Below are 14,684 nucleotides of genomic sequence, written 5' to 3'. Positions count from 1 at the left end.
GACCCTGGCATGAACTCAACTAACGGCACAACCCGGGATCGCGCATTAAGCTCGGACCATGAGTGAGTCGCGGGAGAGGTCGCCGTTTCCCGCGGTGGGCGGTCACCCGGGCTTCGACCTCGTCGACACGGTTCACTGGCGGCTCGACTCGAGCCGGGCGATCGACACCCTCGCCGACTTCGACGACGTCGTGGCGTGGTGCGCCCAGATGGGGGTCGTGGATGATGGCGCTCTCGCGGCCGTGACTGCGGCGGATCCGGATGCGGCGGCACGCGAGTTCCGAGCGATCGTCGCGCTGCGCGAGGCGATCTACGAGGCGGTCTTCACCTCATCCGAGTCGGCGGCGCACCTCATCGCCGAGGAGTACGTCGCCGCCCGTGGTCGCTCGACGCTCCAGCGCGACGCGGGATCTGCGTCCTGGCGGTGGCGGGTACCGGGAGACGTCTCGGCGCCCCGTGCGGCGATCGCCGTTCTCGCCCACGACCTGATCACCTCGGACCTGCACGCCGCCCGTCAATGCGCCGACGATGCATGTGGCTGGGTCTATCTGGACACATCGCCGCGACACAACCGGATCTGGTGCACGGCTGCGGGGTGCGGCAACCGCAACCGCGTTGCGCGCCATGCGGCCCGCAAGGGTGCATGACTCGTTCTGCGCCTCTGCGCCCGTCAGTCCGCGCATCGTCCAGATATACCGATTTAGTAACGTGCAACTAGCGAGAGCTTCGAGTATTGACGCGGTAGGCAAGAACCGGTTTACTAAGGCTGCAACCACTCGACGAGACGACTGAGAGCGCCACCCGCGGGCGTGGATCAGTGCGACCACGCGCGACCCGTGCGTGTGGACGTTCTCCGAAGGTCCGAATCACAGAAACGCAATGGCTGGCGTGGGCAGTATTGCGAGAAGGAGTCCGCGCAATGAAGCGTTCCATCAGCGCTGCTGTCGCCCTCGTCGCCGTTGCCGTTCCGTTGGCAGCGTGCAGCTCGGGGGGCGGCGACGCAGCGAGCACAGAACTCACGTCCGGTCCGATCACGATCTGGTACTCGACGAACGAGCAGGAGATCGCCTGGGGCAAGGCCGTCGTCGAGGCGTGGAACGCCGACCACCCGGACGAGCAGGTGACGGCGGAGGCCATCCCGGCCGGCAAGTCCTCCGAGGATGCGATCTCGGCCGCGATCACCGCGGGCAACACCGCCTGCCTCGTCTACAACACCGCACCTGCCGCGGTGCCCTCGTTCCAGAAACAGGGCGGCCTGGTCAACATCTCGAAGACGTTCGACGACGGCGAGTCGTTCATCACCGAGCGCTCGGGCGACGCGGCGGACGGGTTCCGTTCGCCCGACGGCGACCTGTACCAGGTGCCGTGGAAGGCCAACCCCTTCATGCTCTACTACAACAAGACCGCCTTCGCCGAGGCCGGGCTCGACGCCGAAGCCCCGAAGCTCTCGACCTACGATGACGTGCTCGCCGCCGCGAAGGCGATCAAGGATGCGGGCGCCGCCGACTACGCGCTGTACCCGCCGGCATCCGGCGATTACACGAACGCGCTGTTTGACTTCTACCCGTTCTACCTCGCCAACTCCGACGGCACGCAGCTGGTGGCCGACGGTACGGCGACGTTCACGAGCGACGCGGGCATGCAGACGCTCGAGTTCTGGAAGACGCTCTACGCCGACGGCTACTCGTCGGCCGAGGCGTACAGCGGCGACGCCTGGGCGGGCCCGTTCGCCGACGGTGTCGCCGCGATGGGCATCGCCGGTCCGTGGGGTGCCGCGCAGTTCGACGGCAAGGTCGAGTACGGCGTCGTGCCGCTTCCGACCGCCGACGGCAAGACGCTCGAAGAGACCTACACGTTCGGCGACTCGAAGAACGTCGGTCTGTACACCTCGTGCCAGAACAAGCAGACCGCGTGGGACTTCGCGAAGTTCTCGATGGATGCCGACAACGACCTCGCTCTGCTCGAGACCACCGGTCAGTTCCCGATCCGCACCGACCTCACCGAGGTGGCGGGCGACTACCTCGCCGCGAACCCGCTGCTCGCGACCTTCGCCCAGGCCGTCCCGCTGACGGTCGACGTGCCGAACATCGCCAACGCGACGGAGATCTGGCAGACCTTCCGCGACACCTGGGGTGCCGCGGTGCAGTCCGGCCAGGGAGACCTCGCCGAGCAGATGAAGAGCGCCGCCGACAAGATCGACTCGCTCGCAGCCCAGGGCTGATCACGAGGGGCCGGGGAGCGTGATGCTCCCCGGCCCCTCTCTCGTCCGCGTCGACGCGCGGCGCGTCGGGCTCAGCGCCCGCATCCTCTCTTCGCGCACGCATGCGCGCATCTCTCAACCGGCCGAAGGAGCCCGTCATGAGAAGAATCAGGGCCTCGCTGGCTCTCGTCGTCGCCCTGGTGCTCGCCTTCACAGGGCTCGCCACCGTGCCCGCGACGGCAGCCACCCCTGACGACGACGTCGACACGATCGTGGCGCGTCTGCAGGAGTACTACCTGGCGCAGGGCGATGAGATCATCATCGCCAACGGCATCTACCTGGCGCGTGTGTCCGAAGCGCAGGAGTACGCCGCATCCCAGAACGCCGACGGCTCCTGGTCCGACGTGAACTACGCCGACCGTACGAGCTCGGCGAACGGCGCGACCTGGTCCGCCTACATCGCGCTGTACCGCATGCTCGCGATGGCCTACGCGTACCGCGACTCCGACGCGAAGGGCTTCGAGGATCCCGCCCTCGTGACCGCGGTCGACCGCGCCCTGACGTACTGGGATGCGGTCGATCCCGGCAATCAGAACTGGTGGGAGACCGAGATCGGCGAGTCCATGGCCATGGGGCGCATCTCGATCTTCCTCGGCGGAGTGCTCAGCGACGAGGCGTTCGCCGCCAGCCTGAAGCACAACACCGGAAAGCTCGACCCGGTCGGTGCCAACGGTGCATGGCGTACGACGAACTACCTGTTCGAGGCGGTGGCCTCGCGCAACTTCGAGAACATCGCCTCCGGGTTCGACACGATGGCCGCGACGGTCGCCGTCGACAACTCCGGGAACGTCAACGAGGCCGTGCAGCCCGACGCCAGCTTCTGGGCCCACGAGGCGCAGCTCTACAGCGAGGGCTACGGCATGGCGCTGTTCACCAACGTCGCGCTGTGGGCGGATGCGGCGCGGGGCACGAGCCTCGGTTTCACCCGCGCGCAGCTCGACGACATCGCGTTCTACATCATCAACGGCACGCGCTGGATGATCCGCGGCGAGGTGGGGATGCTCTACCTGGGCTACCGACCGCCCAAGACGATCGATGGCGTCACGAGCTACGCATCGGAGTTCCTCGAACCGCTCGACGAGATGGCGCGCACCGATGCCCTCTACGCCACGCAGTACCGCGCACTCGCCGACAACATCCGCGGCAAGACCCCCGGCAACGGCGTCACGGGCGACAAGTACTTCTGGCGGTCGGAGTTCTCCTCCCACATCCGCGACGAGTACGCCGTCTTCACGCGTCTGAACTCCAGCCGCACGGTCGGCGCGGAGTATCGTTCCACGTTCCGTCCCGAGGTCGGCAACGAGGTCTTCTGGAACTCGGCGTCGGCCACCGCCATCCAGGTGAACAACCGTGAGTACCTCGACCTCGGTCCCGCCTTCGACTGGTTCCACTACCCGGGTGTCACGGCTCCCTACCTGAAGGAGCAGACGCGAGGAACGAACGGCCGCGTCGGCAACGGCGGCAGCTTCACGGGGGGCGTCTCCGACGGGCGCTACGGCGCGAACGTCTACACGCTCGACCGCGCGAAGACGAAGGGTCTGAAGAGCACCTTCCTCTTCGACGACGAGATGGTGGCGCTGGGAACGGGCATCGGCTCGACGGCGGATGCGGCCGTGCACAGCGTCGTCAACCAGGCCGCTGCCAAGGACAACGCGACGGTGGACGGCAAGCCCGTCGCCGACGGTGCCGACGGTGTCGTCGTGGACGACCCGGCATGGGCCTACAACGACGAGGTCGGATACGTCTTCCCGTCCGATGCGCCGGTCACCGTCTCCAACAAGGCGCAGACCGGAAGCTGGGTGGGCGAGGATGCGGTGAGCCGCGACGCCTTCACCCTGTACTTCGACCACGGCACGAAGCCGACGGACGCGGGCTACGAGTACATCGTGCTGCCCGCCGCATCCCCGGCTGAGGTCGAGCGCTACGCCGCCGCTCCGGCGGTACGCATCCTGCAGAACGACGCGAGCGTGCAGGCCGTGCAGCATGCGGGCCTTCAGCGCACGATGGCGACGTTCTTCCAGGCCGATGCCCTCGATCTCGGCGACGGACGCACGCTCGAGGTCAATCAGCCCGCGATCGTCATTCTCGACGAGTCGGGTGCGGAGCCCGTCGTCAGCATCGCGAACCCCGACAAGCCGGGGCTGGTCGTGGCCGTCACCCTCCGGGGGCCGGACGCGGTGCACGCCGGAACCTTCGCTCTGGGGTCGGGACCGAACCTGGGCAAGACCGTCACGGCGTCCTTGACGCCGACCGACGGCGCCCAGGCGTCGGCCTACTCGGCGAGCAGCTCCGCCGAGGGGCGCGGTGCCGCGCTCGCCGGCGACGGCGATGCCGCCACCTCCTGGGCGTCCGCCGACGGCGGGGTGCAGTGGGTGGCCAAGGATCTGGGCGCCGGCGCCTTCGTGACGGGACTGACCCTCGAGTGGGGCGCCCAGGCAGCCACGCGCTACCTCGTGCAGACCTCGCAGGACGGCGCCAACTGGAGCGATCTGCGCTTCGTGCAGGATGCGGAAGGGGGCACCGAGACGCTCGAGTTCCCGCCCACGGCGGCGACCTACCTGCGGGTGCTGCTTCTCGAGAGCACCGGAGGAAGCGGCTACTCGATCGCCGAGATGTCGGTCGAGGCCAGTCGCAACCTGGCGCTCGGCCGATCGGTGACGGCGTCGGGCGGGTCCGCAGCCGGCAGCATCACCGACGGAAACATGGCCAGCCGCTGGAGCGCCAACCTCTCTGACACGGCGTGGACCCAGGTGGACCTCGGCTCGGTGCAGTCGATCGGCACCGTCCGGCTGTGGTGGGAGGCCTCGTACGCGAAGCAGTACCGCATCCAGGTGTCCGACGATCAGAGCAACTGGCGCGACGCCTATGTGACGCCCTCGGGCGGCAGCGACGGCGGACTCGACGTGATCGCGGTGCAGGAGAACGCCCGCTATGTGCGGATGCAGTCGATCCAGCGCAGCACGACGCAGTACGGCGTCTCGATCTGGGAGATGGAGGTGTTCGAGGGCGACGCGATCGCCTCGGCGCCCACGACACCCGTCGGGCGGGAGAACCTCGCGCTCGGTCGGCCCACGACCGCAGAGTCGTCGTACAACGCCACGCTCGAGCCGCGCTTCGCCACCGACGGGATCGGGACGACCCGCTGGGCGTCGCGCCGCGAGGACGCACCGTACAAGACGGAGCGCTGGCTGCAGGTCGACCTGGAAGGGCCGAGGACCGTCAACCAGGCGGTGCTGACGTGGGAGTCGGCGACCTCGAACGACTTCCGGCTGGAGGGCTCGCTCGACGGTCAGACGTGGCAGGAGCTGGCCCGAGTGCAGAAGACCTCGGCGGAGCTGAAGAACACGGTGGACTTCGCCGACGCCGAGGTGCGTTACGTGCGGGTCGCCGGTCTGCCGGTGACGAAGTACGGCATCTCGTTGTTCGAGTTCGAGCTGTACGGCGGCTACAACTTCTCGTGCACCTCGCCGGACGTGAGCGCGGCCCATGGCGACATCGCCACCGTGACCGCATCCATCGCCCCGCTCGACGCAGACGACGCCTTCACCGCCTATCCGGTGGATGCGGCCGTCGCCCGCGTCGAGGGCGTGCCGCGCGTCGGTGCGGAGGGTTCGGTCGCCTTCGACCTGCGGGCGGGGGAGTCGGGCTCGACGCGAGTGCTTCTCACTCACGCGAAGGGCGACGAGATCAGCTGGTGCACGGTCAACGTCGCCGTCGACACCGCCGCGCTGCAGGAACTCGTCGACCGCGGCAACGCGCTCGACAGCAACATCTACACCGCTGAGAGCTGGCGCCCGGTGCTGCCCGCACTGGAGGCGGCCAAGGATGCGCTGCGCACGAGCGGGATCGGACAGCCGGTGATCGACCAGCGGGCCGAGGCTCTTCGCGCCGCGCTGGACGGCCTCGTCGAGATCGGTCAGGAGCCCGAGGTCACGGTGCCTTCGGCGCCCGCCTCGCTCACGGCGGCTGCCGAAGGCTCCGCGGTCATCGCGACATGGCTGGCGCCGGAGGACGACGGCGGGGCCGCGGTCTCGGCGTACGAGCTCACGATCGGTGACCGGGTGATCCCCGTCGGCGGCGACGTGCTGACCGGGCGTGCCGACGGGCTCGCTCCCGGTACGTACGCGGTGTCGGTGCGTGCGCAGAACGAGGCCGGTTGGTCACCGGCGACCACGCCGGTGTCGGTGGAGGTCGTCGAGCAGTCGGATCGGACGCCGACCGTGACCGCCTCGGACGGACTGCGGGCCGGAGGCACGGTGACGGTGACGGGCGCGGAGTTCACGCCCGGCGCGCAGTACCTCGTGCAGCTGCGCTCGAGTCCGCGGGACCTCGGCACCGTCACGGCGGATGCGGCCGGAGCGTTCACGCTCACCGGGGACATCCCCGCCGACGTCCCCGGTGGTGCGCACACGATCGTCGTGATGCGCGACGGCGTCGACATCGCCTCCGTGGCGGTGCAGATCGAGGCCGCGGCCGGTGGTGGAACGGATCCGCAGAACCCGCAGAGCCCGCAGAACCCGGCGGACGGAGCGCTCCCGAGCACGGGAGCCGACCTCGCCTGGGTGCCGTGGACCGCGGCGGCGGCACTGCTCATGCTCACCCTGGGCGGTGCGCTCGTGCTCGACCGGCGCCGGCGCCGCGCGGGCGACTGAATCCAGCGGGGATATGGAGACGGATGGCCGGGTCTTCGGACCCGGCCATCCGTCGTGGTTTTGAGCAAGCCGGGCATTCAAAGAAGACGAAGCGTTATCAAAGTGCTCGCTGAGGAGACTCCCAGGTGGATATGCTGCGAATGACCGCGGGATTGCAAGCGAACCGCGGCCGTGTGCGCTCACTGGGGGGTGCTTACGTTGAGCGTGCTTGTGGGGGCGTGCGATGTCGCGTGGTGGTGTGCCGTTTTCAAAAGGTTCGCTGATCGTCGGGTTGGGGACGATCACGGCGGTCGTGCTGGGGTTGGGGCTCCCTGCTCAGCCGGTGTTCGCATCGCCGCGCGAGACAGCGCCGATCGCCGCATCGTCGGAAGACTCGCCGGCTCTTCCTGCGACGGATGAGCCGACTGCCGCGCCAGAGGTTCCTGAGGGGGACTTCGAGGTCCCGCAGAATGCGACAACGGTGACATCCGAGGTGCCGGTGTCGACGGATGCGGTCGTGCCGCCGGCCATGAGCAACGCAGCTGATCCGGGCGCGATCTCGACCGACGGCATGTCGGTGGAGTCTCGATCCGAGACGGTCACGACATACGGGGACGAGAGCGGGCGTCGCGTGACGCAGCTGTCGAACATGCCCAGCGGAGTGGAGACCGAGGGGGGATGGGTTGACCCGAACACCTCGCTGTCTTCGACGGACGAGGGGTGGGTCGTTGAGAACCACCCCCTGAACCCGTCGTTTGCGGACGCAGCTGATGTGGACGACGCGGTGACGCTGTCGCGGCAGGGGCATGACGTGTCGTTCTCGTTGGTGGGCGCCGCGGCCGGGGACGTCGAGTCCGCGTTCTGGTGGTGGGACGACTGGGAGTCGCTGACGTACAAAGACGTGAAGCCTGGCGTCGATATGAGATACGACATCTCCGAGGCGGCGGTGAAGGAGACGCTCGTGCTCGACGCGCCTCCGACCTCGCGTCCGAAGTGGACGTGGCGCCTTGACGTGGGCTCGCTCACGCCGATTCTCGACCCCGAGACGTACGCGGTCGATCTCGTCGATGACGACGGGGTCATCGTGTTCACCGTGCCGAGCCCGATCGCGGAGGATTCCTCCGGGATCGATGGTCAGCGGGAGTCGGCGACGACGTCGCTGATCGCGACGATCGCTCAGAGCGCGCAGTCCGGGGTGTGGTGGTACACGGTGAAGGCGGACGAGAAGTGGATCTCGGACCCCGACCGCGTTTACCCGGTGCTCATCGATCCGACGATCCAGGCGGGCGCGAACTTCGCCCAGTCGTACAAGTCCGACGGCGCATCGCTGTCGAACGTTCTGTACGTGGGCAACACCCGCGAGAACAACACGAACAAGTACTGGCGTTCCATCGTCGGATTCGACTACTCCGGCATCCCTTCGGGCCAGTTCATCGCCGATGCTCAGATTCTGCTGGGATACGGAAACCGTGGAACGAACACGACCCAGTCGGGGTCTATCTGGCACCCGTGCAACTACAACTTCGTGTGTGCGGGCTCCTACGTCACGGACTACACGGTCGGCTCCGGGTGGACGCAGACGCAGGGCTCTGCTGTACCGCAGAAGCTCGTGAGCCAGTTCGCCGTGGGCGACCCGGTCAAGTGGATGCTGGTCGGCAACGAAGCAGCTGTCTACTCCTTCAAGGAGCTGTACGCCCAGATCGGGGTCGCGTACTGGAACTTCCCGACGGTGGCGGGCACCGGCCCGTGGAACGGGAGCACCGGAGCGAGCCTGACGCCGACGCTCAGCCTCACCACGACGAACGCGGGCGGCAGGCCGCAGCAGTTCGCGTTCGAGGTCGCGACGGATGCAGGAATGTCGAACATCGTCGCCTCGTCGCAGTGGATCACGAGCGGAACGTGGGTGGTTCCTGAGGGGGTTCTGCGGCCGGGAACCGACTATTACTGGCGCGCATCGGTCGTCGACGATCTCCACGGTCTTTACGGTCAGTCCACGTTCAGGCAGGCGGGCTCGTACAAGTTCACGACGAACAACGTTCCGCTGCCTGCGGCAGAGACTGCGGCGCCGGGAAGCGATGCGACGCAGGCCCCGCAGACCGTCACGACGTTGACTCCCACGCTTCAGGTAGGTGCGATCAACGACGCGGACGCTGTCGGCGGATCGATGAAGTATCAGTTCAAGATCGCCACGGGCTCGGACGCGAAGTCGGGCGCCGTCGTGACCTCCGGATGGATCACGGCCGCAAACGGGCTGGCGTCATGGAGTGTGCCGGCGGGCACGCTGCAGGACGGTGGCGTTTACACCTGGACCGTGCTCACCAACGACGGACAGGACACCAACAGGTTCAACACGTGGGTCAAACGCATCCGGGCGGATCTGCGGCTCGGGGCGACAGGACCATCACCGTTCGACACGGTCGGCCCGGTGACGACGAACCTCGCGAACGGAAACGCGACCGTCTCGTTCGCGTCGCCCACCGTGCAAACCGTCGGTGGCCCCATGGGAATGTCGTTCACGTACAACTCGCAGGAAGTCGCGAACAGCAACCGCGGTCTCGTCGGCGAGTACTTCGACGCACGCCTGAATGGCGGCGCGCCGACGAGCTACAGCATGGACGGCAAGACACCCGTCCTCGTGCGGACCGACCCTGCGGTCTCCTTCGACTGGGGCACGAACGCGCCGGCCGACGCGGTGCCGAACGATTGGTTCATGGCCCGCTGGTCCGGCTTCGTCACCCTCCCCGCAGAGTATGTGGGCCAGCAAGTGCAGTTCGGCGTTCGACAAGACGACGGCGCGAAACTCTGGATCAACAACTCCCTCGCCGTAGACCGGTGGAGTGACACGTCACCGACCCTCAGCTGGGGTCCCGCGCAGAGCTACTCAGGCAACGCGGTGCCGTTCCGGTTCGAGTATTACGAGAACGGCGTCACCGCGGTCGCAGAAGCATGGGTGAAGATCGGCTCGACGCAGTTCATCATCCCGCCCGACTGGTTCACCAAGAAGGTCCAGACCTTGCCCCAGGGATGGGGTGCATCAACGCCGATCGCGGGAGCCGCAACGAACTGGGTGGGAGCTCAGATCATCGACTCCGCCGTGATCCTCACCGACGTAGCGGGCAAGGCCCACACCTACTCACGCACATCCACCGGCGGCTACACGCCTCCACAGGGCGAGTACGGCGTGCTGGCACTGGACGGCAACGGCTGGGTCGTCTTCACTGACGAGGACGGCACCGTCTATCAGTTCACGAAGGAAGGGAAAGTCGCCTCCGCGACCGCGCCCGAAGACGTCCGGAAGTCCGCCGCTCCACAGCCCATCCTGAACAGCAACGGCGTCGCGACAGAGATCGTCGACCCCGTCTCGCTCAGCGGAAGCACCTACCTGCGGAAGGTTTCTTTCACCTACCAGAACGGGGCACGCACCGCCTGCCCCGAACGAAGCGGTACGGGGTTCGCGAAAACGCCCGTCGACATGCTCTGCACGATCGCATACCCCGACGGGACGAAGACAGAACTCTTCTACAACACCAACGGTCAGCTCGCTGCCCTCGTCGACCCGGGCAACGCGCTCACCCTCTTCGGCTACAGCAGCGACCTCGGACTGCTCAGCCAGATCCGCGGCGCCTCGTCGAACGACAGCCTTCCCGTCTCCACCACCGCGCCCGCCAGCGACCCCGCCGGTGTCGGCATCGAGTACGCCGGCACGAAGGTGTCAAAGGTCAAGCTCCCCGCCCCGGACGGGCTGACCGCCGCCAACCGTCCCACGACGACCTACGCGTACGTATCATCCGAACAGACAACCGTCAGCGTGGCAGGAATCGACGGCGTCGCGAAGACCGTCGCCTTCGACTCCGCCTGGCGTCAAACCTCCGCGACGAGCGCGATGGGCGTGACGACCAGCCAAGCCTGGCACGGCAGCAAGGATCTCGTGCTCTCGGCTACCGACCAGATCGGGTTGGTGTCGACGACGATCTACGATGCCACCGATCGAGCAATCGAGTCGTTCGGACCCGCTGCCGCCGCCTGCTACGGCACCGACAGAAGACCGATCGCCAACCCCTCTGCCGTGAGTGCGTGCGAGATCACCCCAGCGAGGCGCGCGACCACGTACGACGGTGGACTCCAGGGCCTTCAAGCCGCGTACTACACGAACACCACAAAGCTCACGGGTAAACCGGCCGTCTACGCACTCGGGATCGGCACCACTGACGGCACAGTGAACCGCGACTGGGGAACCGCTGCGCCCATCGCCGGAGTGAGCGCTGACACATTCTCCCTTCGCCTCACCGGGCTCATCACCTTTCCCAGCGCGGGCGAATACAAGCTCCGCACGAACAGCGATGACGGCGTGCGCGTCTGGGTGAACGACGTCCTCTACATCGACAGGTGGGCGGACCAGTCAGGAGTTGACGCCGACAGCTTCACCTTCAACGCAGCCGCCGGAGAAAGCCGGCGCATCCGTATCGAATACTTCGACAACGTCGGGGGAGCAAAACTCAATCTCCAATGGCAAGCCCCCGGCATGACAGGATTCGGCGTCGTTCCCGGCGCCCAACTTCGCCCCGACTACGGACTCGTCACCCAGTCGACGGTCGAAGACTCCACCACCGTCGCAGGGGCTGCAGCGCCATCCATTACAACGAACACCGCCTATCAAGACCTCGCGGTCGGGCAGGTCAGTGACGTGACGGTTGCCCCCGGCTCGCTCGACCTCAAGACAGCCGCGACCTACGAGCCGGTGAACGGCACCGGGTGGCTGAGACAGCTCACTCGCAGACTCCCCGCCGCCACCACCAGCGGGGCTCCTGCAACTGCCGCAACAATCCGTGAGTACTACTCGGACACCGGACAATGGGCGGAGCCCCCCTGTGGGCTGCCCGCAAACGCGCGGCAATTCGGAATGCTGAAGTCCACCACCTCTCCGACTCCCGCCTCAGGTGCGGCGGTCGTCACCTCATACGCCTACGACGTCATGGGACGTGTCGTCGGGACTGCAACAACGGGCGACGACGCATGGTCGTGCATCACCTATGACGCACGTGGACGCGTCACCAAGCAGGTGTCGGCTGCGCGCGCAGGAGTCGCGGCCAAAACCGTGAACACCTCGTACACGGCGACGTCGACCGGACAAACCGTCGTTGTCAGCGGCCCAGCGATCGTCGGGTCCTCCACCTCCGCGGTGTCGACGACCGCTGACTTCCTGGGGCGAGCAACATCCACAACCGACGTGTGGGGTGCGGTAACCACGACGACCTACGAGAACCTCACAGGCCGTGTGCTGAAGACCGCGACCTCGGGAGCAGGCATTCCGGCGACCGAAACGGAGTACGCCTACGACAAAGACGGCAAGACGACGCAAGTGAAGTACGCAGGCCAGGTGTACGCCACACCGACGTACGACGCGAAGCAACGCATCTCACAGATCTCGTATCTCGGGGGCGCCTCGCTCGCCGTGACCTGGGATCCGAAGCGAGGGACGATCCAAACCAACACCTGGTCGTTCCCCGGGTCGAGTCCGATCACCGACACCGTCGCCCGATCCGTCGCAGGGCGCATCGTGCAGGAAAGCCTCGTTCAGGGCTCCACGACCTACGCCTCAACGTACGGATATGACGCGGCCGGGCGGCTCACTTCGGCGACGATTCCGGGGCACCAGTTGTCCTACCAGTTCGCCGGCAACGGCGGCTGCGGAGTCAACACGGCGGCCGGTGCCTCCGGAAATCGCACCGGGTACACCGACGTCTACACTGCACCCGGCACGTCGACGCCGGTCACCACCAGCGCTCAGTACTGCTACGACTGGGCGGACCGACTCACTTCCTCAACGATCAACGGAGCGTTCAACGGATCAGGCGCGATGAGCGATGGGCTGACGCCCTCGGAGATCGCGTACGACGCTCACGGAAACACCATTCGGTTCGCTGATTCGGCTCTCTCATATGACGCTAACAATCGCCATGTTGGGACCATCTATGACAACGGCACGAGTGTCGCGATCGTCCGGGATCCTCTCGGACGCGTGGTAGCGCGCTCGACCGACCCTGCCGGCGACCAGCCCCTGCACTCGGTGCGGTTCCTCTATCTGGGCACCAGTACTGCACCATGGGCGACTTTGGATAGTTCAGGGGCGGCCACCGTTTCGCTGGGCCTACCGGGAGGGGTCACGGTTGACGTCGCCGCGGGAGGAGCCGCTACGTGGGCGTACGCTTCGCTTCTAGGGCACACGCTGACGCTAGGTGATGGCACGTCCGTGACAGGGCTGAGACTCTACGACCCTTACGGGCAACCGCTGGACCCCATGACCCTCGCGATCGGAACGAAACCCGCAAACGAGAGCGGAGTAGCCAATGAGACTTCCGGTTGGCACCAGGGCGCCGAGAAGATTGTTGAAGATGAGGGCTCTGCTTCCCTGACCGAGATGGGAGCTCGGACGTACGTCCCAGAGCTTGGGCGCTTTCTGCAGGTCGACCCGATCGAGGGAGGAGGTGAGAACTCGTATGTTTGGCCCAGCGATCCGATCAATGCGCATGATCTCTCGGGCAAGCGGGCGTGCGTCAACGAAGAGTGCCGAGGTTTGGTCATCGGCAAGAACGGCAGCGTCACGGGGGAACGAATCCGCACCCCTGGGCTGACGCAGGGGCTAGTCGCGGTGGCAGCCAATTACCTCAAGGGAGCGGCGTACTCGATGTCTATTCTCGGAGGGGTTGGTGGCGCTCTCGCGGTGTTCGGGGGGCATCCCCTCGTGCGGGCGGCGGGGCTCAAGATCGCTGACATTGCCGGGAACTTCGCAACATATCTGGGTGTAGCGTCGATCGCTGCGGACTGCATCGCCTATAACGGCGATAAACAGTGTGTGGCTAGTGGCATAGTTGGGGGAGTCACGCTGCTTATGAACATCACGGCTGGAATGGGCACTATTCCCGGCACGGCCGCGTTAACTGGGGCGATCACGGACGTCCACCTGGCAATAGCGGATCTACTGCAGGGGATGGCAGGAACCCCCAGGAAGATGGAGCCATGGTGAATCGTCGTGAGCCAGTAGAGAGCGTGCCCATGTCGTTCGCGCCCACTCAGTTCCGGGGGCAACGACTACTTCCGGGGACGCTGGGGCCCCTGATGTTCGTGTTCTTCGTCGTATTCGGAATGATCTTCGCCTCACGCGGACAAGTGGGCGAGTCAGTCGTATTCCTGGCCCTCGCGGCCCTCATCGGCAGTGCCGTGGTCTTCACGTGGTCAAATCACCTTCGTGTGGTTCGACGTGCTGCGCGTGGGTTCGACGGCGTGACGTACTTGATGTTCGGTGGATGCAACTGGACGGCGGGTCAGGAGCCGTATGACGGCGAGAAGTTCGGGCAGGGCTTCGTGCGGATCGTTCCGGGGGAGTTGGAGATCCGCACGGGAGGCGAAGCGAAGCTCGTCGCGCGGTACGAGGCGGGTCAGCTTGAACGAGCTGTGGCCCTGCGGGTGATGTGGGGTCTCTTGGAGCCCCCGGTCCGACTCACGTTCACCGACGGTAAGAGCTACGACATCATGCTCGATCACGCCGGCCCGCGGGGTCTTCTTCCAATTCGACGAAGCGAGCTCGAAAGGTTCATCGCGGACACCCGGGCAGCGCTCGGATCGTCCGACGCCGCAGATTGACAAGCTCGAGCGCCAATCAGATTCTGACTGACACCTCACTCCGGGCCTCCGCGCCCTGAGCACTTCAACGATGGACATACTGCAGTCCATCGTTGGGCGGGCAGGGGGACTGGAGGCCCGGTGAGAGACCCACATATCGTCGAGGACGAGACC

General features: G+C 66.4%; 5 protein-coding genes. All 5 read left to right on the top strand.

The window, feature by feature from the left end; genetic code table 11:
* The first annotated feature begins 58 nt into the window (after window positions 1-58).
* The 5 genes from QE374_RS06725 to QE374_RS06705 all read left to right on the top strand — a co-directional run bounded on the left by QE374_RS06725 (window position 59) and on the right by QE374_RS06705 (window position 14,531).
* Window positions 59-646 (top strand): CGNR zinc finger domain-containing protein, encoded by a 588-nt coding sequence (locus QE374_RS06725; RefSeq protein ID WP_309733293.1) that lies wholly within the window; start codon window positions 59-61, stop codon window positions 644-646.
* Between the two features lie 272 nt (window positions 647-918).
* The gene (locus QE374_RS06720) at window positions 919-2,220 is read left to right on the top strand and encodes a sugar ABC transporter substrate-binding protein (protein WP_309733291.1); all 1,302 of its coding nucleotides are present in this window, start codon (window positions 919-921) and stop codon (window positions 2,218-2,220) included.
* A 137-nt stretch (window positions 2,221-2,357) separates the two neighbouring features.
* On the top strand, window positions 2,358-6,911 hold the full coding sequence (locus tag QE374_RS06715) for a discoidin domain-containing protein (protein WP_309733289.1): 4,554 nt from the start codon (window positions 2,358-2,360) through the stop codon (window positions 6,909-6,911).
* Between the two features lie 238 nt (window positions 6,912-7,149).
* Entirely contained in the window at window positions 7,150-13,914 is a 6,765-nt protein-coding gene (locus tag QE374_RS06710) for a PA14 domain-containing protein (RefSeq protein ID WP_309733287.1), read from the top strand.
* Window positions 13,908-14,531 carry a hypothetical protein gene (locus QE374_RS06705; protein ID WP_309733286.1) on the top strand — a complete coding sequence of 208 codons (624 nt, stop codon included), beginning with the start codon at window positions 13,908-13,910 and terminating at the stop codon, window positions 14,529-14,531. Before QE374_RS06710 ends, QE374_RS06705 begins: the two co-directional genes overlap by 7 nt.
* Window positions 14,532-14,684 lie beyond the last annotated feature (153 nt).

This window comes from Microbacterium sp. SORGH_AS_0428 (assembly GCF_031453615.1).
Lineage (GTDB): Bacteria > Actinomycetota > Actinomycetes > Actinomycetales > Microbacteriaceae > Microbacterium.
This window is presented reverse-complemented; position numbering and strand designations above follow the sequence as displayed.